Below are 20553 nucleotides of genomic sequence, written 5' to 3'. Positions count from 1 at the left end.
CGGCCGGGCCCATCACTCGTCTTCGGATGCACCCCACGCGCACGACGGATTGTGTAACAATCTGTTCGTGGTGCCTCTCCTCCTCGTCCTCCTCGCCGCCGTCTGCTTCGGCACGACCGGGACGGCGCAGGCGCTCGGCGCGCCGGAGGTGAGCGCGTTCTCGCTGGGCTCCGCCCGTCTCGCCATCGGCGGGACGCTCCTCGGCGCCTGGGCGCTGTTCGCTGTGCGGCATCGCCGCGGAGCCCGCGGAACAACCGCGAAGTTCACGCCGGACGCAGCCCGGATCCGCCGACCGAATCGTGCCCATCTCGGTCTGATCTCCCTGGGCGCGCTCGGTGTGCTCCTCTACCAGCCGCTGTTCTTCGCGGGCACGGCAGGCAGCGGCGTGGCAGTCGGCACCGTCCTCGCGCTCGGATCAGCACCGGTCCTCACGGGACTGCTGCAGTGGGCGCTCGAACGCCGCTTTCCCGGACTGAGCTGGGGCGTCGCGACCGCGATCGCCGTCCTCGGCGTCGCGCTCATCGCGGCGGCTGGCGCAGGAGACGCGGGCGGAGCGAACCTCGCCGGGATCGCGGCGTCGATCGGTGCCGGCGCGAGCTACAGCGTCTACACGCTCTCGGCGAAGGCGCTCATGAACCGAGGCTGGAGCGCCGACGGCACCATGGGCGTCGTCTTCGGTGTCGCCGGCATCGTCAGCGTTCCCCTGCTCCTCGCGAGCGGGGCCGAGTGGATGCTCACGCCGGCCGGGCTCGCGACCGCGGCCTGGCTCGGTGTCGTCACGACGACCATCGCCTACCTGTGCTTCGGGGCTGGCCTCGCGAAGCTGCAGGCAGCGACCGTCTCGACACTGACGCTCGCGGAGCCGCTGACCGCGAGCATCCTGGGGCTCCTCGTGCTTCGCGAGCAGCTCGCGGGCCTCGAAGCCCTCGGCCTCATCGTGCTCGCGGCAGGAATCGTGGTGCTGGTGCTGGGGTCCACCGCTGCCTTCCAGCGGTTCTCACCTGCGACGAAGATGAGACTCGCCGTGAACGGCGCGACAACGGGCGCGGCTGCGGCTGCGGCTGGCATCCATCCGGACGCAGATTCGGCGGAGCGGCAGCAGCGATGACGCGTGCTGGAGCGCCTGACGCAACGCCACGACTGACCGCCGCCTCGAAGCTCGCCACGACGCTTCGCGAGCGCATCCTCGAGGGCAGCTACGCCCGCGGCCAGTCGCTGCGCGAGGAGCACCTCGCGGACGAGTTCGGAGTGTCGCGGCACACGGTGCGCACGGCCCTCGCCGCGCTGGGCGCGGAACGGCTTGTCCACTCCGCTCCCTACAAGGGGGTCGAGGTCACGAAGCTCGACGACGCGGAGATCAGGGCCATGCAGGATCTGCGCTGCGCGCTCGAATCCGAGGCCGTGCGCATCCTGAACTCGAGGCACGCAGGCGGGTGGCCGCTGGCCGTGCGGCAGCCGATCCAGTCGAAGATCGCCCGATTGCGGGAGATCGAGGCGAGCGATGCGCAGTCCTGGCGCCTGCTCGAGGCGGCGCACGCCGCCGTGCACCAGGCCATCGTCGACGCGGCCGGGAGTCCCCGGATCAGCGAGGCCTCGCGATCACTCGAGAGCGAGGTCCGCCTGCTGCTGGCGGGAGCGCACGAGCACTACGAGGCCACGGGGCTGGCCGACGACCACGAGGCCTACCTCACCCTGCTCGAGCACGACGGCCCGGCCGCCGTGCGAGGCCACCTCGACGCCCTCACCGCCCACCTGGTGAGCGGCTCCCCCGCCTGAGCCGACTCAGCGCCTGCCTGCGCAGCGCCCTTGGCATCCACACATCCAGACGAGAGCTGCCGCTTCCTGCGCGATCAAAGCCGCATCTCCCACGTGGATGGACTCCGAATGCGGGCAGACCGGCGAGCGGCGCGGGCAGAGCACGAACGGGCGGACCGATTGCTCGGGCCGCCCGTTCGGGGATGCTGTGCGTCTGGCGCTGACTACTGGCCGGAGGACCAGCTGGCGCGACGCGAGCCGCGCTCGCCGCCACCGCGCGACGGAGCCGCTGCGGAGGTGGTGCCTGCGCGGCGCGGGCGACCCTCGCCGCGGCGCTGGCCCTGGGCTGCACCCTCTCCACCCTGCGAGCGCGCGGGGCGCGACGCGGACGACGAGGAGGAGGTCTGCGATGAGGACCCGCCGCGGCCACGGCCACCGCCGGTGCTCGATCCGCCACGCGATGCGCCACCACGCGAGGAGGCGTTGTCGCGCTTGCGGCGCGCGTTCGCTCCCTGCGAGGTGCCGCGGCCCTGGCTGACCTCGACGTTGCCGGATCCCGGTCCGCCCGGAACGGGGCGCACGGTCGGGGCGACTTCGCCGACGAGCTCGGCCACGAACGGCGAGTTGACGTTGGCGCGCTGCGGGGTCACGCCGATCTTCGCGCGACGGAGCAGCATCTCCGTGTCCTTGCGCTGGCTCGGGAGCATGAGGGTGACGACGTCGCCCTCGGAGCCCGCGCGTGCCGTGCGGCCGGAGCGGTGCAGGTACGCCTTGTGCTCTGCCGGCGGGTCGACGTGGACGACGAGCTCGATGGCGTCGACGTGCACGCCGCGTGCGGCGACGTCGGTCGCGACGAGCACGTTGACCTCGCCGCCGGAGAACGCCGCGAGGTTGCGGTCGCGGGCGTTCTGCGAGAGGTTGCCGTGCAGGTCGACGGCCGGGATGCCGGCCGCGGTCAGCTGCTTGGCGAGCTTCTTCGCCTGGTGCTTGGTGCGCATGAACATGATGCGGCGGCCCTTGCCACTGGCGAGGGCGTGCACGAGCGCCGTCTTCGCCTCGGGCGTCTCCGTCTCGTAGACGTGGTGCGTCATGGCGGCGACGTGCGAGTTCGACTCGTCCACCGAGTGGAGGATCGGGTCGTTGAGGAACTTCTTGACGAGCTTGTCCACGCCGTTGTCGAGCGTGGCAGAGAAGAGGAGGCGCTGCCCGCTCTGCGGCGTGGCGTTCATGATGCGCGTGACGACGGGCAGGAAGCCCAGGTCGGCCATGTGGTCGGCCTCGTCGAGCACGGTGACCTCGACGGCGTCGAGGTTCACGATGCGCTGCTTCATGAGGTCGTCGAGGCGTCCGGGGCAGGCCACGACGATGTCGACGCCGTTGCGGAACGCGGTCTCCTGCGGACGCTGCGAGACGCCGCCGAAGACGGTGGTCACGGTGAGGCCTGCGGCCTTGGCGAGCGGCTCGATGACCGCTGCGACCTGGGTTGCGAGCTCGCGGGTGGGGAGCAGCACGAGGCCGAGCGGACGGCCCGGGCGGCGCTTGCCACCGGACACGGCACCGGCGAGGCGGGCCACGAGCGGGATCGCGAACGCGAGCGTCTTGCCGGAGCCCGTCTTGCCACGGCCGAGGACGTCGCGGCCAGCGAGGGTGCTCGGGAGTGTGGACTGCTGGATCGGGAAGGCTTCGTGCTTGCCTGCTGCATCGAGCACGCTCACGAGGGACTTGGGGACGCCGAGCTCGGCGAAAGTTGAGGTTGTTTCCGTCATATGGAGGTCTTGCCTTTCAATCAGCACGCAGAGAACGCACAACACTCGAGTGCTGCGCTCTTGCGGCGATGATGCGGGCGAATGTGCCCGTTCGCCGCAACTCGTGAAATCGTGCCGAGGCAGGAAAGGTGCCCTCGAACAACAAACGGTACGACGATTGTGGGAAATAGGACCCACGAAGGTCCGACTCTAGCACGCGAGACCAGTCCCGACCAGATGGACGGCCCGTTCCGTTCGGGTGCGCGGCTCGCCCGCTGGAGTTTCGGCACTCGTTCAGGACGCAGTTATTAGAATCGCCCTGCGCATGCACAGGGGCGGACGCCCATTCGCCCATGCCTGAGAAACGGTGACGAGATGAGCAGAGACCTGACGACGATCGTCTGTGAGGGCTTCCGGGCCGCCTTCGAGCGCGAACCCCTCGGAGTCTGGTCCGCGCCGGGTCGCGTCAGCATCATGGGCGACCACACCGACCTGCAGGATGGCGTCGGCTACGGGTGCGCCATCCCCCTCCGCTCGAGCGCGGCGATCGCGCCGCGTGACGACGGCCGCATCCGCATCGTCACCGATCTCTCCACCGAGGAGGCTGTGACCGACCTGCGGTCGATCTCCTCGGAGATCCCCACCAAGGATTGGCGTGCGTACCCGCTCGGAGCGGTCTCGAGCATGCTGCGCTTCGCTCGTGAGAACCCGCCGGAAGGCACTCGCGGCGACGACGACGAGACGGACCCCGGGGTGCCCTTCTTCCTGGGCACCGGCCTCGACATCTTCCTGACGACGGACGTGCCCATCGGGGCTGGCCTCGCCTCCTCCGCCTCCGTGTGCGCCACCATCAGCACGGCCCTCAACGACTTCTGGGGCCTCGGCATGAACGTCGAGGAGCTCGCGGAGATCGGCCGACAGACCGAGGCCGACATCGTCGGCGCGCCCGGCGGCCTGAGCGATCACATCACCGTGCACGCCGCGCGCAGCGATGAGGACGTCTTCTTCGACGCGCGCGGGTCCGACGTCTCCATCCTGCCAGCGCCGCGACCAGCCGAGTCCGGCCTGGTCCGCGTGCTCATCGACACGCGGGAATCGCACCGCAACTGGTCGGCGGAGTTCGCATCGAGGGCCGAGGACTGCGCCAGGGCTGCCGAGGCGCTCGGCTGCCAGACGCTGCGCGAGGTGCGACCTGCTGAACTCGACGCGGCTGCGGACAAGCTCGACGAGGTCGTCTTCAGGCGCGCCCGCCACGTCGTCTCCGAGATCGCTCGCACGCTGGAGTTCACGAAGCTCATGCGCACGGGCGAGACTCCCGAGGAGCGCAATCACCTGCTCGCCGCGTCGCAGGCGTCGCTCCGGGATGACTTCGAGGTCTCGACCGCGCGCATCGACTTCACCGTGGAGCTGGCCACCTACCTCGGCGCTGCAAGCGCGCGCATGACCGGCACGGGCCTCGGCGGCTCCGTGTTCGTGATGCACCCAGCCGAGAAGGTCGACGAGCTGCGCGAGAGCGTGCTGAGCGCGTACGTGGAGCAGGGCTGGGAGGCTCCCCTCGTGCTCGCCTTCGAACCTGAGGCAGGGGCGCGACGCGACCGTTGAGCCGCGTCATCGGCCGGCGAGCGCAGCTCAGGCGGAGCCGTCGGCGGACGCGGTCGAGCCCCGGACCGTGAGGATCGGCTGGATGAGCCTGCGCGTTCCCTCGCCTCGCTCTCCGGCCTCCGGACGGCGCCCTTCGATGCGCGCGAGCAGGAGCTCGGCCGCCACACGACCCACGTCGGCACTGCGGTCGTCGACCGAGGTGAGCGACAGGTGCTCGGCGCCCGCGAGGTGCGAGTCGTCGTAGCCGACGATCGAGATGTCGTCCGGCACCCGCATCCCGAGCTTGTCGAGCGTTCCGAGCACGCCAAGCGCCATGACGTCGTTCGCGGCGAAAACGGCCGTGGTCTCCGGCCAGTTCTCGAGCAGCTCGCGCGAGGCTCGTCGCCCTTCGTCCTGGTCAGTGGGACCAGAGCCTCCGACGACGCGCGGCTGGAGCCCCGCCTCGACCATGGCCGCCTCGTAGGCCATGCGCCTGAGTTCGGCCGCTCGCCCGCTGCCCGTGACATGCCCGATCCTCGTGTGGCCGAGTGACCGCAGGTGCTCGACGGCGAGGCGGGCGCCAGCTTCGTCGTCGTTGGCCACGAGGTCGGCCCCGACCGGCACCGTCGCCCGGTTGCCCGCGACGACGGTCGGCACCGGGAAGCCCTCCGCAGGCACCGCATCCACGTCACCGCCGATGACAAGACCCTCGACCCCTGCGGCGAGGAAGCCGCTGATCGGGGACTGCTCGAGGTGCGCGTTCAGGTTCGCGTCAGCCACCGTCACGTGGAAGCCGGGCCCGTTCAGCACCTCCTGCATGCCCTCGAGGAGGTCGACGAACCAGGGGTTCCTGAAGTCGTCGATCATGACGCCGATCGCGCGTGTGCGGTTCCCCGCGAGCGCCGTGGCCGCCCGGCTCGGCAGGTAGCCGAGTTCCTGGATCGCGGTCCGCACTGCCGCGCGCTTCTCGTCGCTGACTCGGGTCGAGTTCTGCAGCACAAGCGACACCAGCGACTTGGAGACTCCGGCGCGCTCAGCGACGTCGTAGATCGTCGGTCGCTTCTGGCGGGACGTGGGTGGCATTCGACACTCCGAACTCGGATCGTTTGACAGGACATTGTTTCATGACCTACCTTCCAGTGTAGCGCTCCAACACCGTCGTCGGTCGCCTGCGCTCACCATCCCAGCTCACGCAGAACCACAGGAGAACCAATGTCCACCTCACTGGGCGTCGCCGTCATCGGCGCAGGCATGGCCGGGCGCGCACACGCCGCGGCGTACCGCGTCGCATCCACTCTCTACAGCCCCACGCTGCCCAAGATCCACCTCGTCTCCATCGGAGACATCAACCCGGAGTTCGGCGCACTCGCCGCCAAGCGCTTCGGCTACGAGCGCACCGACTCGTCCTGGCAGGCCATCGCGGCCGCCGACGACATCGACGTCGTGAGCGTCGTCATCGCGAACTCCCTGCACCGAGAGGCCGTCGAGGGCCTCCTCGCAGCCGGCAAGCACGTGCTCTGCGAGAAGCCCCTCAGCGACTCCATCGAGGACGCCTACGCCATGGCCGAGGCCGCGGAGCGCGCCGACTCCATCGCCCGCGTGGGCTTCACCTACCGCCGATCCCCCGGCATCGCCCACATCCGCCAGCTCATCCAGGACGGCACCCTCGGCAAGCTGCTCCACTTCAGCGGGCGCTACTGGACGGACTACGCCTGCGACCCACAGGGCCCCATGAGCTGGCGCTTCAAGGGCGCACCAGGAAGCGGCGCGCTGGCCGATGTCGGGAGCCACATGGCGTACATCGCGGAGTTCCTTGGCGGTGAGATCCAGGAGGTCAGCGGCGGGACGCTCAGCACCGTCATCCACGAGCGCCCCCTGCCGCTCGGAGCCGTCCTCGGCCACGACCACGCGGCCGTGAGCGACACCTTCGAGTCCGTCGAGAACGACGACTACGCCGCGTTCTCACTGAAGTTCGCGGACGGCGCTGGCACCATCGAGGTCTCCCGTGTGGCTCGCGGCCATGCCAACAGCCTCATCTTCGAGGTCTTCTGCGAGAACGGTGGCGCCAGGTACGACCAGCGTCGCCCCTCCGAGATCGAGCTCTTCCTGAACGATGTCCCCTCGGCCCAGAACGGGTACCGGCAGGTGATCCTCGGACCGGAGCACCCCTACATCGCCGGCGGGCTCGCGATGGACGCCCCGAGTGTCGGCTTCGGGCAGAACGACGCATTCGTCTACCAGGCGCGCTCCTTCCTCGAGGAGGTCGCAGGCATCCCGGAGCATGCATCGCTCCCCCGCTGCGCCAGCTTCGAAGAAGGCATCCACAACATGGAGCTGCTCCACGCCGTCGCCACATCAGCAGCCGCGAACGGCTCGGCCGTGCGCGTCAACCCCACCACCACGCACAAGATCGGAGCCTGACATGCGTCTCGGCGTCTACAACGCGATCCTCCACGACCGGCCGCTGCCGGAGGCGATCACGGTCATCGCCGACCTCGGCCTCACGGGGATCGAGCTCAACTCGGGCGGCTTCCTCCCGGCAACCCACATCCCGAACTTCGACGAGATCCTTGAGAGCGATGATGCACGGGATGCGTTCCTGGCCCAGTTCGAGGGCACCGGCGTCTCGATCGCCGGCCTCAACTGCAACGGCAACCCGCTGCACCCCGACCGCGCGATCGGCGAGAAGCACGCCGAGGACATCCGCCGGTCGATCCGCCTCGCGGCCCGCCTCGGACAGGACCGCGTCGTCACGATGTCCGGCCTCCCCGGTGGCGAGCCGGGAGCTACGACCGTGAACTGGGTGGTCAACGCCTGGAACTCGGCGGCGCTCGACGTCATCGACTACCAGCTCGACGTCGCCGCGAAGTTCTGGGCCGAGATCGACGAGCTCGCCCGCGAGCACGGCGTGAAGGTGGCGCTCGAGCTCCACCCGCAGAACGTCGCCTTCAACCCGGCGAACTTCCGCGAGCTCATCGAGCGGGCCGGCACGACGAACATCGGCGTCGAACTCGACGCCTCGCACCTCTTCTGGCAGCAGATGGACCCGGTGGCCGTCGTCCGCGACCTCGGCAAGTGGGTCTTCCACGCGGCCGCGAAGGATGTTCGCGTGAACCCGGCAGCCGCAATCTACGGCGTGCTGGACAACCAGTTCCGCAAGCTGTCCGCCGACGAGCCGCGCACCAACCTCGGTGGCGACGAGTGGGCGAACGAGTGGCCGAAGAACTCAGCGTGGGACTTCGTCGCCCTCGGCCGCGGCCACGACACGGCGTTCTGGACCGAGTTCCTCCGCGCCCTGCACGAGGTCGACCCGGAGATGTGGGTCAACATCGAGCACGAGGACACCTCGCTCGGCCGCATCGAGGGGCTCGAGGTCGCCGCGACGGTGCTCCTCGACGCCGACGCGGCCCTCGAGGCGTCGCTCTGACTTCCGTCTTGGGCAGGACTCTTCTGCGAGAGCTCCGCGCCTGGCCACCGGGGCCGCATCCATTCGGATGCGGCCCCTCGTGGTCCCAAGAGCCCGGACGGTATTTGTTAGGACATTAGGACTTTTGAAGGTAGACTTCGTGAGCAGACAACGAATGTCACCCCTCGACCTCAAGGACACCGCACCATGCCTCTCGTACGCATCGACGTCAACGCCGGCCGCACGCCCGAGCAGATCTCGTCCATCGCCGACGCCATCCACGACGCCATCGTCGCCGAGTACGGGATCCCCGCTCGCGACCGGTTCCAGATCATCACCGAGCACCAGGGTGGCCAGATCATCGCCCAGGACGCCGGACTGGGCTTCGACCGCTCGAACGGCATCGTCATGATCCAGATCTTCACGCAGCGCGGCCGCACCACGGAGGCCAAGCAGTCGCTCTACGCTCGCATCGCCGAAGCACTCGGCGAGCAGGGCGTCGAGGGCAACGACGTCTTCATCGGCTACGTCGAGAACGGCCCAGAAGACTGGACGTTCGGCTTCGGCCGCGCCCAGTACCTCACGGGCGAGCTCGCGGTCCCCAACCGCGCCTAGCCTCGGCCCCAAGGCAGCCAGACGCTGCCAGCCGATGTGCCCGACCGCACCCCACGCGGAGGGCACATCGGCTGGCAGCGTCTTCTCGCGCATCCCGGAGAACTCGCGCTGCCGGCGGTGGTCATCGGCCCGCGGACGAGGACCAACCCGCCACTTCAGCGCGGGTCAGCGCTGTCAGCGCCCGTCAGCGCAGGTCAGCGCAGGTCACCGCTCGACGAGCGTGATCTCGAACGTGTAGAGGTCCGGCCGGTAGCAGTGCCGCCCGTACTCGACGGCGCGACCCGTCGCGTCGAACGCGACGCGGGACATCGTGAGCACCGCTGCACCGCCGGAGAGATCAAGAAGGCGCTCCTCCTCGCGAGACGCTGTCCTGGCACCGATGCGCTGCTTGGCGATGCGCATGGTGACGCCGCGGGCGCGGAGCAGCTGGTAGAGCCCGTGCTGGATGAGCTCATCCTCGGTGAGCTCGACGAACGGCTCTGGCAGCACGTTGTCGAGCACAGCAAGGGGGACCCCATCCGCGCTGCGCAGGCGCGAGATGTGCAGGGTGGGGCTTCCGACCTCGATGCCGAGGGTCTCGGCGAGCTCGGGCGTCGCGGCCTCGACTCGGCGAGAGAGCAGCGTCGTCGTCGGCTTCTGCGCGGACCGCTCGAGATCCTCATACAGGCTCGTGAGCTCGACGTTGCGGGTGACGGGCCCGTGCACGACCTGCGTGCCCACACCGCGGCGTCGGACGAGGAGTCCCTTGTCGACCAGCTCCTGGATCGCTCGGCGCACCGTCGGGCGAGAGAGGCCGAGGCGGTGGCCGAGGGATATCTCGTTCTCGAGCTTCGACCCTGCAGGCAGCGTGTCGTCTCGGATCGCCTTCTCGATGCGCTCCGACACCTGGTGGTACAGCGGGACGGGGCTCGAACGGTCGATGCCGACGAACAGCCCGAGCGGGAGTCGGGCCTCGCCTGTTGTCGCAGCTTCATTGCTCAATGGCGCACTCCTCGGACGACTTGATGACCTGACAAGCGTACCTGTCGACGAGCCCTCACCAACGGCGGCTCATCGGGGTGGCGCGCATTCACACGAGTCACATCCGCCCCACCTTCTGGTCCCGGGACGCACGAGCCCGTCCCGTTTCCCAAGATTCTCTTGATTTTCAGCGAACTAGCGGCTTAGCATCACCAAACCCACAGATCCTCAGGAGAACACATGCGACTCCGCACCGCCCTCGCCGCAGGGGCAACATCCGTCCTTCTTCTCGGAGTCGGAGTCGGCACCGCCGCCGCCTCGCCCGGGCAGACCGTCACCGACCTCACCGCCCAGACACCCGAAGAGCTGGTCGCCTCCCTCGTCGGCGACGAGACCGCCGTCTCGAATGTCGCCTACTCGGGCGCGCCGGAAGCCTCCGGCAGCTACTCGGGATTCACGGACCTCGGCGTCGAGAGCGGCGTCACCCTGACAACCGGCTCAGCCGGCGAAGACGGCGCCCTGCTCGGCCCGAACGAGTCCGGGTCGACCACGACATCGCACGGCCTTCCGGGCGATGCGGACCTCGACAACATCGTCGAGGGCTCGACCCGCGATGCCGCTGTGCTCGAGTTCGACTTCGTCCCCACCGAGGACAACATCGCGTTCTCCTACGTCTTCGGCTCCGAGGAGTACCAGGAGTTCGTCGACACGGGCTTCAACGACGTCTTCGCCTTCTTCGTCAACGGCACCAACTACGCGACCTTCGACGCGGATGGCACCACCACCGCCGTCGCGATCAACAACATCAACCACCTGCGCAACACGGGGCTCTACCGGGACAACCCCGTGGACTCCGGCGCCTTCGACACTGGCCTCGACGGGCTCACGACGGTGCTCGGCCTCTCCGCCCCCGTCCAGCAGGGCGAGACGAACCACATCAAGCTCGTCATCGCCGACCGCGGTGACAGCTCCTACGACTCGGCGGTCCTCATCCAGGCCGGCAGCTTCCGCTCCAACACGCCGCCGACGGCGGCCTCGCAGAACCTGTCCACAGACATCGACACGCCGCTCGACATCACGCTCACGGGCGCTGACGCCGAAGGCGACCCGCTGACCTACACCGTCGTCACGCAGCCGGAGAACGGAACGCTCAGCGGCGAAGGCGCTGACCTCACCTTCACCCCGGCCGACGGCTTCGAGGGAGAGACCAGCTTCACGTTCACGACCAACGACGGCTCCGTCGACAGCGAGGTGGCCACGGTCACCATCACGGTGAGCCCCGTCGTCGTGACGCCGACGCCCACCGAGACGACGACGCCGACTCCAACACCGACCGAGACGACCACGCCGACGCCGACGCCCACCAGCACGGCCACGCCGACCGCAACCGTCGTCCCCCCTGTCCCGACGACCACCGCGCCGACCTGGACCCCGGCGCCGACCTCGACCCATACGACGCCGCCGGCCACTGGCGGAGGACTCGCGACGACCGGTGCTGAAGGCTTCGCCCCCGCGCTGGCGATCGGCGCAGGACTCCTGCTGGCCGCCGGTGCCGTGCTGCTCCTCACACGCCGCATGAGGAAGTCCGACTAACGGCAGCGCACGAACGCACGAGGGGCGCATCCATCAGTGGATGCGCCCCTCGTGCTTCCTGCCGGCCGCGGGGCGACGCGCGAAGCGAGCCCGCTCAACGACGGAGGGGCACATCCACCGAGATGGATGCGCCCCTCCGTCAGGTGCCGCCAGCGGCAGCGTTTCGAGCTACCCGCGACCCAGGTACTTCTGGAGCTGCTCGAGCTCCGCCGGGCTCGGCTGCCCGTCGCCGGCCGCGGGACGTCCGAGACCCGCGCCACCGAACGCGCCACCCGGCCGCTTCGGAGCCGCGGCCTCCTCGACGGCCTGCTGCGCGCGCTTGGCCGGATTGCCGCTTCGCTTGCCCTGCTGCTTCTTCTTGCCACCCTTGGCCGCAGCCTTGCGACCGCCGTGCTGGCCTGGCATCGGCCCCATGCCGGGGATCTGCGGCGTGCCGCCGCGTGCGACGGTCTTCATCATCTTCGCCGCCTGCTCGAAGCGCTTCACGAGCTCGTTGACGTCGGTGACGGTCCGACCGGAACCGCGGGCGATGCGCGCGCGACGCGAGCCGTTGAGCAGCTTCGGATTCTGCCGCTCGGCCTTCGTCATCGACTGGATGATCGCCTCGGTGCGGACCAGCTCGCGCTCGTCGAAGTTCTCGAGCGCCTCCTTCATCTGGCCCATGCCCGGGAGCATGCCCATCATCTTCTTGAAGTTGCCGGCCTTGCGCAGCTGCTGCATCTGCTTGAGGAAGTCATCGAGGGTGAAGTTCTCGGTCGCGAGCTTGCCCGCGATCTCCATCGCCTCGTCCTCGTCGAAGGCCTTCTGAGCCTGCTCGATGAGGCTGAGGATGTCACCCATGTCGAGGATGCGCTTCGCCATGCGGTCGGGGTGGAAGACCTCGAAGTCGTCGAGCCCCTCACCGGTCGACGCGTACATGATGGGACGACCGGTGAGCTGCGCCACCGAGAGGGCGGCGCCACCGCGGGCGTCTCCGTCGAGCTTCGAGAGCACGACGCCGGTGAAGTCGACGCCCTCCTGGAAGGCCTTGGCCGTCGCGACGGCGTCCTGGCCGATCATGGCGTCGATCACGAAGAGGACTTCGTCGGGGGTCGTGGCGCGGCGGATGTCAGCCGCCTGCTTCATGAGCTCCTGGTCGACGCCGAGGCGGCCGGCCGTGTCGATGATGACGACGTCGTGCAGCTTGTCCTTCGCGAAGCGGACCGCATCCGTCGCGACGCGCACCGGGTCACCGACGCCGTTGCCGGGCTCAGGGGCGTAGACCTGCACGCCTGCCTGCTGGCCGACGACCTGCAGCTGGGTGACGGCGTTCGGACGCTGGAGGTCGGCCGCGACGAGCAGCGGCGTGTGCTTCTCCCCCGCGAGCCGCTTCGCGAGCTTGCCGGCGAGCGTCGTCTTTCCGGCGCCCTGAAGGCCGGCGAGCATGATGATCGTCGGCGGCTGCTTGGCGAACTCGATCTGGCGGGTGTCGCCGCCGAGGATGCGCACGAGCTCCTCGTTGACGATCTGCACGACCTGCTGAGCCGGGTTGAGGGCGCGGTTGACCTCATCGCCGAGGGCCCGCTCGCGCACGTGCGCGGCGAAGTCCTTGACCACGGGAAGCGCGACGTCGGCTTCGAGGAGGGCGCGACGGATCTCGCGCACGGTGCCGTCGACGTCGGCGGGCGTGAGCTTGCCCTTGGAGCGGAGGCCGGCGAGCGTCTGCGTCAGCCGGTCAGAGAGGTTCCCGAAAATGGCCATAGTCCGCCCATTTTAGCCGAGGTGGCGGAGTCTGGCGTGCGGGGTCGCGAAGGAGCAGCGCAACTGCGAGTATCGGAGCATGACCAGCGCCGCTCCCCTGATTCTGCCGTTCGAGGGCAAGACGCCTCGCATCCACGAGAGCGCCTGGATCGCGCCGGGTGCCGTCATCGTCGGTGACGTCGAGATCGGCCCGGAATCGTCCGTCTGGTACGGGTGCGTGCTGCGAGCGGATGTGGGTGGCCGCATCGTCATCGGGGCACGGTCGAACCTGCAGGACGGCACCGTGGTGCACGTCGAGCGAGAGGTCGACACGATCATCGGCGACGACGTGACGGCCGGCCACCAGGCGCTCCTGCACGGCACGACCATCGCGAACGGCACGCTCATCGGGATGAAGGCCGCGTGCCTCTCGAGGTCCATCATCGGCACGGGCTCGCTCGTCGCCGCGGGCGCCGTGGTGCTCGAGGGCGCGAGCATCCCCGACGGCGTCCTCGTCGCCGGCGTGCCCGCCAAGGTCCGGCGCGAGCTGACAGCAGCGGAGAGCGCCGCGTTCATTCCGCACGCGGCAGGCTACGTCGCCCTCGCGAAGCGGCAGAGCCCGGCGGGCGCCGCCATCTCGATCGGGGACGCCACCGCCCGCCCATAGGCTTGGGGCATGGTCTTCCTCGCAAGCATCGCCCTGCTCGTCGGTGCCGTCTTCAACGTGCTCGTCTGGCCGTCCTTCTACCGTCGGGTCTCCAACGACCCGCGCGCTCGGGACGAGAACGGTCGCCCCACTCGCTTCCTCACGGTGCACGCCGTGCTCGTGCTCACGGCGCTCGTCATCGGCATCGCCCAGGCGCTGCTCGGCATCCTCCTGCTGACGAACTGAGCCGCGTCGCTGGCGCAGGCGCCAACGGCCCCGGCACGGAGCGCCAGCACAGACAGCTCGGCTTGACTGGTCGCATCCATCGTCGAAGGATTGGCCGTCACCATGACCAAGCGCACCGCTCCGCTCATCGCCCTCACCGCCGCCGCAGCACTGGCCCTCGCCGGATGCGCGCCGACAGCACCCGAGACAGGGGCGACGGCGACGGCCACGGCGTCGGCCAGCCCGTCGCCGGCATCCACGACCCAGGCTCCGGCGACGTCAGCAGCAGCCACCGAAGAACCCGGCCCCGTCGCCCCGAGCGGCGACCCGCGAGTGGTCACGACTGGCCTTCAGGCCCCCTGGTCCGTCGTCGAGCTGGAGACGGGCGACTTCCTCGTGAGCGAGCGCGACTCCGGCCAGATCGTCGAGGTGTCCGCCGACGGGTCGAACCCCAATCGCGTCGTGACGACCATCGATGACGTTGCACCGGGCGGCGAGGGCGGCCTCCTCGGCCTCGCCCTCGCGGGGACGAGCGACGACGCCGAGCAGTGGCTGTACGCCTTCTACACCGCCGACGCCGACAACCGCATCGTGCGCTTCCCCGTGACCTGGGAGGGTGGCCTCGGCGTCGGGGCCCCCGAAGTGATCGTGGACGGCATCGCGAAAGCCGGCAACCACAACGGCGGGCGACTCGCGATCGGCCCGGACGGCTACCTCTACGCCTCGACCGGAGACGCGTCCCAGACCGATCTCGCCCAGGACCAGAACTCGCTCAACGGCAAGATCCTCCGGATGGAGCTCGACGGCTCCCCCGTCGCCGACAACCCGTTCGGCAACCGCGTCTACTCGATGGGCCACCGCAACCCGCAAGGCCTCGCGTTCGACGCAACAGGTGCGCTGTGGGCGAGCGAGTTCGGGCAGAACACGTGGGACGAGCTCAACAAGATCGAGGCGGGCGGCAACTACGGCTGGCCGAACGTCGAAGGCCAGGGCGACGACCCCGCGTTCCTCAACCCCGTCCTGCAGTGGTCGACCGACGAGGCCAGCCCAAGCGGCCTCGCGTACTCGCGCGACACGCTCTTCATGGCCGGCCTCGGCGGGGAGCGCCTCTGGAAGATCGCCATCCCAGGGGCATCAGAAGCCAGCGACGAGGCACTCTACGTCGACGAGTTCGGGCGGCTCCGCGACGCCGTCGTGACCTCATCCGGCACCCTGCTCGTGCTGACGAACAACACCGACGGGCGGGGGTCACCGCGCGACGGCGACGACACCCTGCTCGAGCTCACGCTCAGCGCGACGTGACGCTTCCCCGGCCTGCGCCATCCGCCCGCGACCGGTCGAGGTCAGCTCGCCGCGGTGACGGCCTCCGGCTTCGGGTTCCGCACGCCGAGCCATGAGCTGAGCGCCCCGGCGAAGAGGAGGCCAGCCGTCACGAACATGAGCGGCTGGAAGCTGTCCACGTCGATCGTGCCGCCGGCGATGACGCCGATCATGGCGATCGCCACGAGGCCGGCAACTCGCGAGATGGCGTTGTTGGTGGCCGAGCCGATGCCGGACTGCGTCGTCGGCACGGAGCCGAGGATGGCGGACGTGAGCGGAGCGACGGTCATCGAGAGACCGAGCGAGAAGACGACGACGCCCGGCAGCACCTGGGTCCAGTAGTTCACCTCGGAGCCGAGCCCCGAGTACATCAGCGTGCCGACGCCCGCGAGGATGGGCCCGACCGTCATGAAGAGGCGCGGCCCGAAGCGTCCGCTGAGCGAACCGAACCACGAGGACAGCGCCACGTTGGCGATCGACGTGGGCAGCGTCGCCAGCGCTGCGAACGTGGCACTGAACCCGGCCACCTGCTGCAGGTAGATGGCCAGCACGAAGCCGCCCAGCGAGAGCGCCGCGTAGATGAAGACCGTCGCGATGTTGCCAGCCCAGAAGTTGCGGATGCGGAAGAGCCCAAGCGGCAGCATCGGCTGCGGCGCACGCGCCTGCCAGAACAGGAATCCCGCGAAGCTCAACAGGCCGAGCACAAGAGGCAGGAAGACGACGGGGCTCCCCCACCCGTAGTTGCCCTGCTCGATGAGCGCGAACACGGGCCCGCCGAGGCCGAGGAAGCCGAGCACCGCCCCCAGCACGTCGATGCGCCCGCCGGACCTGCTGTCGACGCTCTTGTCGAGTCGGGTGAGCATCCAGAGCGTGACGAGGATCGGGATGACGTTGATGCCGAACACGAGACGCCAGGTGACGTAGTCGGCCGCGAGGCCCCCGAGGAAGGGGCCGGCGAGGAACGCGGCACCGGTCCAGGCTGTCCAGATGCCGATCGCCTTCGCCTGCGCGGCGTCGCGAAACGCCGAGATGATGAGCGCGAGCGAGCTCGGGACGAGCAGCGCCCCCGCCACCCCCTGCAGTGCCCGCGCGACGATGACGAACTCCGGAGTCGGCGACAGCGCGATGGCGACGCTCGTGATGCCGAAACCGATCAAGCCGAAACGCAGCACCGAGATGCGACCGAACACGTCAGACAGGGAACCCGCGAGCAGGATGAGCGAGCCGAGCGTGATGAGGTACGCGTCCACGATCCACTGCTGGGTGCCGAGCCCGCCGCCGAGTTCGGCGACCATGGCCGGGAGCGCGACATTGGTCACCGAGCCGTCCAGGAAGGCGACGAACGAGGCGAGGATCGCGATGACGAGGATCTGGCGTTGCTGGCGGGTCACGTGGCTGACAACCTCTGCCGTCGACGAATCCTTCCGCCTCGCCGCGATTTCGTCATTTCGTCTCGCGCCACGGGAAAATCGTCTGCTTCGACGGCGCTGTGCGAGCTCGGCTCCTCATGGCAGGCTCAGCCTCGTCCGCGCTCCCGGCGGAGTCGGTCGGCTTCCAGCTGGGCTGCGTCAGCGGCCATCCGCCTGAGGATGTCGGGGCGGAGGAGCACGAGGCGGAGCAGCTCGGGCAGCTGGGCGCCGCTGAGCTGCGGGAGCAGCTTCCACCGCAGGGCACTCGTCACCGCGTTCGCGAGCACTGCCACCAGCACGAAGACCACGAAGAGCCACGGCCGCGACCCGAACGCCGTCCAGATCAGGAGGGTCGCCCCGAGCAGGCTGACGGTCGCGAAGATCACCATGCGCCAGGATCGCCTCGGTACGGAGCCGAAGGCCATGAGGACTCCGCCCGCACCCGCGAGCACCACCGCGAGCGCGTAGGACAGGAACACGAACAGCGCGTCAGCTTCCATCAGAGACCTCTTCCACGGATGCGAGGCACACTACTCCCCCGCACTGGGCGACGGCGGGCCTCAGCCGACGAGCTTCTCGGCGAAGACGTGCGGCGTGAAGCCGGCCAGGTCGTTGATGCCCTCGCCCTGCCCGATGAGCTTGATCGGCAGACCTGTCCGCTCCTGCACCGCGAGCACGAAGCCACCCTTGGCGGAGCCGTCGAGCTTCGTCACCACGAGGCCGGTGACGCCGGCGTGCTGGATGAACGCCTCGGCCTGCGCGACACCGTTCTGGCCGGTCGTCGCATCGAGCACCAGCAGCACCTCGGAGACGGGCGCCAGCTTCTCGACGACCCTGCGGATCTTCGACAGCTCGTCCATGAGCCCGCTCTTCGTCTGCAGACGGCCAGCAGTGTCGATGACGACCATCTCGAGCCCCTCGCGCATCGCGATCTCGACCGCCTGATACGCGACCGATGCGGGGTCCTGCCCATGCTGCTGCGGGCGAACGATGCCCGCGCCGGCGCGCTGCGCCCAGGTCGCCAGCTGCTCGACCGCCGCCGCGCGGAACGTGTCCGCCGCCGCGACGACCACGGTGCGTCCGTTGATGCGCAGGAAGTTCGCGAACTTGCCGATGGTGGTGGTCTTGCCGACGCCGTTCACCCCGACCACGAGCGTCACCGCCGGGCGCTCGCGCAGGTTCAGCGTCGTATCGAACTTCGAGAGCCGCTCCTCGATGAGCTCGCGCAGCATCCGCTTCAGGTCCTTCGGATCCTCGGTATGGAACCGGTCGACCTGCTCGCGCAGCTGCTCGACGATCTCGTCGGTGATGTCGGGTCCGAAGTCGGCCGTGATCAGCGCCTCCTCGAGGTCGTCCCACGTCGTCTCGTCGATCTTCTGCCTGCCGAACATGCCGCGCAGAGCGCCGGACAGTGACCAGGGAGTGCGTTCAGCCATGTGCCAAGCGTAGTCAGCGCTCTGACACCATGGGTGCTGACCCCTCAGCCAGCGGCGAAACTTCGCCAGCGAGGGTGGAAACCTCGAACGGAGCACTATGCGCATCGGCCTCATCCGCCACGGCGAAACCGAGTGGAACGCGACCGGCCTCCTCCAGGGAGCCACCGACATCCCCTTGAACTCGAGAGGCCTCGACCAGGCGGGAGATGCAGCCGGGCTCCTCGTGGGCCAGGGCTGGAGCAACCTCTACAGCTCCCCGCTCTCCCGCGCGAGAGTCACGGCCGAGATCATCGGCGAGGGAACGGGCCTCGGTGCCCCGATCCTGCTGCCCGGCATCATCGAGCGCAGCTTCGGGGTCCTCGAAGGTGAGAAGTACTGGATGCCCGACGGGACCCGCCGTCCACTCGACCACCCCACCGTCGAACCGCGAGCCGCGGTCGTCGAGCGGTCGCTGGCCACCATCGGCGAGGTCGCGGCCGCCCACCCGGACGAGGACTCCCTCATCGTGTGCCACGGCAGCGTCATCCGCCTCGTCCTCACCGCGATCCTCAGCGCCCAGGCGCCGCACATCGGCAACCTCGGCCTCAGCATCCTGCGACCGGGCGCTGAAGGCGGCTTCGTCGTGACGCTGCTCAACGGGTACCCGCTCGTTCCAACGCCCTAGCAGGCATCCGGGAACGCAGGCACGCGAATCTCGGATTCGAGCGACGGATTCCTCGCCGCCCCTGGCGTCGCCCCGTCCACGGTGTACGATGAGCTTCGTTGAAGGGGAGTATTCCTCCTGCGACGCGCTCGTCATCACGGTGACTGTCATCAGCCACCCGGGCGCGTCGGTCGGTTTCTGCCGACGGAAGAGACCTTCGGCCGATTCGCCGAACACACCCCTCCGGAGGACCCGTGGACGTTCCCATTTGGATCTGGGCGGTGACCATTGCCGTGGTCATCGGCTTCTTTGTTTTCGACTTCTTCACCCACGTGAAGACGCCGCACGAGCCGAGCCTCAAGGAAGCCGGCTGGTGGTCGATCTTCTACATCGCGCTGGCCGTCGTCTTCATGGTGGCGCTCGGCTTCGTCTGGGACTGGCAGCACGCGGGCGAGTTCATCGCCGGCTACACCACCGAGAAGGCGCTGTCGGTCGACAACCTCTTCATCTTCCTCATCATCATGACGAGCTTCAAGGTGCCGAAGATCGCGCAGCAGAAGGCGCTGCTCATCGGCATCGCCATCGCCCTCGTCATGCGCTTCGCGTTCATCATCGCGGGTGCCGCGATCCTCGAGGCCTGGGTCTCCGTCTTCTACATCTTCGCCGCCTGGCTGCTCTACATGGCCGTCAAGCAGGCCATCGACTCCTTCAAGGACGAAGAGCCGGAGATGCCCAAGTGGGTCGGCCTCGTCCGCAAGATCATCCCCGCCAGCGAGCACTACGACGGCGACAAGTGGAAGATCCTGGAGAACGGCAAGAAGGTCTGGACGCCGCTCATCCTCGTCATCGTGGCCCTCGGCTTCACCGACCTGCTCTTCGCGCTCGACTCCATCCCCGCCATCTTCGGCATCACTCAGGAGCCGTACCTCGTCTTCATGGCGAACGCCTTCGCGCTCATGGGCCTCCGCCAGCTGTACTTCCTCATCGGCGGGCTCCTCGAGCGCCTCGTGTTCCTCGACCTGGGCCTTGCGTTCATCCTCGGCTTCATCGGCGTGAAGCTCATGTTCCACGCGCTCCACGAGAACGAGCTGCCCTTCATCAACGGTGGCGAGCCGCTCCTCTGGATCCCCGAGATCCCGATCTGGCTGTCGCTCACGTTCATCTTCGGCGTGCTCATCGTCGCGACGATCGCGAGCATCATCTACACCCGCGCCAAGGGCGACGACGCTCCCAGCACCGTCGGGTCCGCCGCCGGTGGCCCTGAGGCCGCAGCCGCCGGCGTCGAGGGCACCACGCCCGAGACCGCAGAGGACACGGACTCCGCTCCGGTCGCCAGCCACGAGCCCGACCGCCGCTAGGCACCACGCCAGCAGTACGACGAAACCGGATGCACGCGCCAGTCGCGAGCATCCGGTTTCGTCGTTCCTACCCGGCGGACCAGGGCGGGCTCGTGCGGCCTGGTGCGGTCTCCGGTGCCCGCGGTGCCCGCGGTGCCGCCGG

General features: G+C 69.0%; 19 protein-coding genes. 12 read left to right on the top strand and 7 right to left on the bottom strand.

Annotated elements, in window-relative coordinates:
• Positions 1-67: 67 nt before the first annotated feature.
• A complete protein-coding gene (locus tag HDC34_RS13710; RefSeq protein WP_179557409.1) occupies positions 68-1108 on the top strand; it encodes a DMT family transporter in 1041 nt (346 codons plus the stop codon).
• Positions 1105-1776: a GntR family transcriptional regulator gene (locus HDC34_RS13705; protein ID WP_179557408.1), complete on the top strand. Its 672-nt coding sequence runs from the start codon at positions 1105-1107 to the stop codon at positions 1774-1776. Before HDC34_RS13710 ends, HDC34_RS13705 begins: the two co-directional genes overlap by 4 nt.
• 203 nt (positions 1777-1979) lie before the next feature.
• Here HDC34_RS13705 and HDC34_RS13700 read toward each other — a convergent pair whose 3' ends face one another.
• Entirely contained in the window at positions 1980-3521 is a 1542-nt protein-coding gene (locus HDC34_RS13700; protein WP_179557407.1) for a DEAD/DEAH box helicase, read from the bottom strand.
• A 354-nt stretch (positions 3522-3875) separates the two neighbouring features.
• Here HDC34_RS13700 and HDC34_RS13695 point away from each other — a divergent pair, with 354 nt between their 5' ends.
• Complete coding sequence (locus HDC34_RS13695) at positions 3876-5102, top strand: galactokinase family protein (RefSeq protein WP_179557406.1); 1227 nt, start codon at positions 3876-3878, stop codon at positions 5100-5102.
• A gap of 27 nt (positions 5103-5129) precedes the next feature.
• Here the strand turns inward: HDC34_RS13695 and HDC34_RS13690 are convergent, their stop codons facing one another.
• The gene (locus tag HDC34_RS13690; RefSeq protein WP_179557405.1) at positions 5130-6164 is read right to left on the bottom strand and encodes a LacI family DNA-binding transcriptional regulator; all 1035 of its coding nucleotides are present in this window, start codon (positions 6162-6164) and stop codon (positions 5130-5132) included.
• Positions 6165-6293: 129 nt separating this feature from the next.
• Here HDC34_RS13690 and HDC34_RS13685 point away from each other — a divergent pair, with 129 nt between their 5' ends.
• The 3 genes from HDC34_RS13685 to HDC34_RS13675 all read left to right on the top strand — a co-directional run bounded on the left by HDC34_RS13685 (position 6294) and on the right by HDC34_RS13675 (position 9102).
• Positions 6294-7502 carry a Gfo/Idh/MocA family protein gene (locus HDC34_RS13685; protein ID WP_179557404.1) on the top strand — a complete coding sequence of 403 codons (1209 nt, stop codon included), beginning with the start codon at positions 6294-6296 and terminating at the stop codon, positions 7500-7502.
• Position 7503: 1 nt separating this feature from the next.
• Positions 7504-8508, top strand: a complete 1005-nt coding sequence (locus tag HDC34_RS13680) for a sugar phosphate isomerase/epimerase (RefSeq protein ID WP_179557403.1) — start codon at positions 7504-7506, stop codon at positions 8506-8508.
• Between the two features lie 186 nt (positions 8509-8694).
• Entirely contained in the window at positions 8695-9102 is a 408-nt protein-coding gene (locus tag HDC34_RS13675) for a tautomerase family protein (RefSeq protein WP_179557402.1), read from the top strand.
• 204 nt (positions 9103-9306) lie between these two features.
• Here HDC34_RS13675 and HDC34_RS13670 read toward each other — a convergent pair whose 3' ends face one another.
• The gene (locus HDC34_RS13670) at positions 9307-10083 is read right to left on the bottom strand and encodes a GntR family transcriptional regulator (RefSeq protein ID WP_104252487.1); all 777 of its coding nucleotides are present in this window, start codon (positions 10081-10083) and stop codon (positions 9307-9309) included.
• 219 nt (positions 10084-10302) lie between these two features.
• Here HDC34_RS13670 and HDC34_RS13665 point away from each other — a divergent pair, with 219 nt between their 5' ends.
• Positions 10303-11655: a choice-of-anchor L domain-containing protein gene (locus tag HDC34_RS13665; protein ID WP_179557401.1), complete on the top strand. Its 1353-nt coding sequence runs from the start codon at positions 10303-10305 to the stop codon at positions 11653-11655.
• Between the two features lie 168 nt (positions 11656-11823).
• Here HDC34_RS13665 and ffh read toward each other — a convergent pair whose 3' ends face one another.
• Complete coding sequence (gene ffh / locus HDC34_RS13660) at positions 11824-13395, bottom strand: signal recognition particle protein (protein WP_104311288.1); 1572 nt, start codon at positions 13393-13395, stop codon at positions 11824-11826.
• Between the two features lie 79 nt (positions 13396-13474).
• Between ffh and HDC34_RS13655 the strand changes: the two genes are divergently transcribed.
• From HDC34_RS13655 to HDC34_RS13645, 3 genes are all read left to right on the top strand, one after another.
• Complete coding sequence (locus HDC34_RS13655; RefSeq protein ID WP_104311287.1) at positions 13475-14041, top strand: gamma carbonic anhydrase family protein; 567 nt, start codon at positions 13475-13477, stop codon at positions 14039-14041.
• 9 nt (positions 14042-14050) lie between these two features.
• Complete coding sequence (locus HDC34_RS13650; RefSeq protein ID WP_104311286.1) at positions 14051-14266, top strand: SCO4848 family membrane protein; 216 nt, start codon at positions 14051-14053, stop codon at positions 14264-14266.
• Positions 14267-14368: 102 nt separating this feature from the next.
• Complete coding sequence (locus HDC34_RS13645; protein ID WP_179557400.1) at positions 14369-15547, top strand: sorbosone dehydrogenase family protein; 1179 nt, start codon at positions 14369-14371, stop codon at positions 15545-15547.
• A gap of 41 nt (positions 15548-15588) precedes the next feature.
• Here the strand turns inward: HDC34_RS13645 and HDC34_RS13640 are convergent, their stop codons facing one another.
• From HDC34_RS13640 to ftsY, 3 genes are all read right to left on the bottom strand, one after another.
• The gene (locus tag HDC34_RS13640; RefSeq protein ID WP_179557399.1) at positions 15589-16956 is read right to left on the bottom strand and encodes an MFS transporter; all 1368 of its coding nucleotides are present in this window, start codon (positions 16954-16956) and stop codon (positions 15589-15591) included.
• A gap of 125 nt (positions 16957-17081) precedes the next feature.
• Complete coding sequence (locus HDC34_RS13635) at positions 17082-17474, bottom strand: hypothetical protein (protein ID WP_179557398.1); 393 nt, start codon at positions 17472-17474, stop codon at positions 17082-17084.
• 60 nt (positions 17475-17534) lie between these two features.
• Positions 17535-18410: a signal recognition particle-docking protein FtsY gene (gene ftsY / locus HDC34_RS13630; protein ID WP_179557397.1), complete on the bottom strand. Its 876-nt coding sequence runs from the start codon at positions 18408-18410 to the stop codon at positions 17535-17537.
• Positions 18411-18507: 97 nt separating this feature from the next.
• Between ftsY and HDC34_RS13625 the strand changes: the two genes are divergently transcribed.
• Positions 18508-19074 (top strand): histidine phosphatase family protein, encoded by a 567-nt coding sequence (locus HDC34_RS13625; RefSeq protein ID WP_179557396.1) that lies wholly within the window; start codon positions 18508-18510, stop codon positions 19072-19074.
• Between the two features lie 233 nt (positions 19075-19307).
• Positions 19308-20411, top strand: coding sequence for a TerC/Alx family metal homeostasis membrane protein (locus tag HDC34_RS13620; protein WP_104311280.1), 1104 nt, complete (start codon positions 19308-19310; stop codon positions 20409-20411).
• The last annotated feature ends 142 nt before the right edge of the window (positions 20412-20553 follow it).

This window comes from Pseudoclavibacter sp. JAI123, from assembly GCF_013409665.1.
In the GTDB taxonomy this organism is placed as follows: domain Bacteria; phylum Actinomycetota; class Actinomycetes; order Actinomycetales; family Microbacteriaceae; genus Pseudoclavibacter.
Note: the sequence above shows the minus strand (reverse complement) of the source record. Positions and strands in the feature narration are given on the sequence as shown.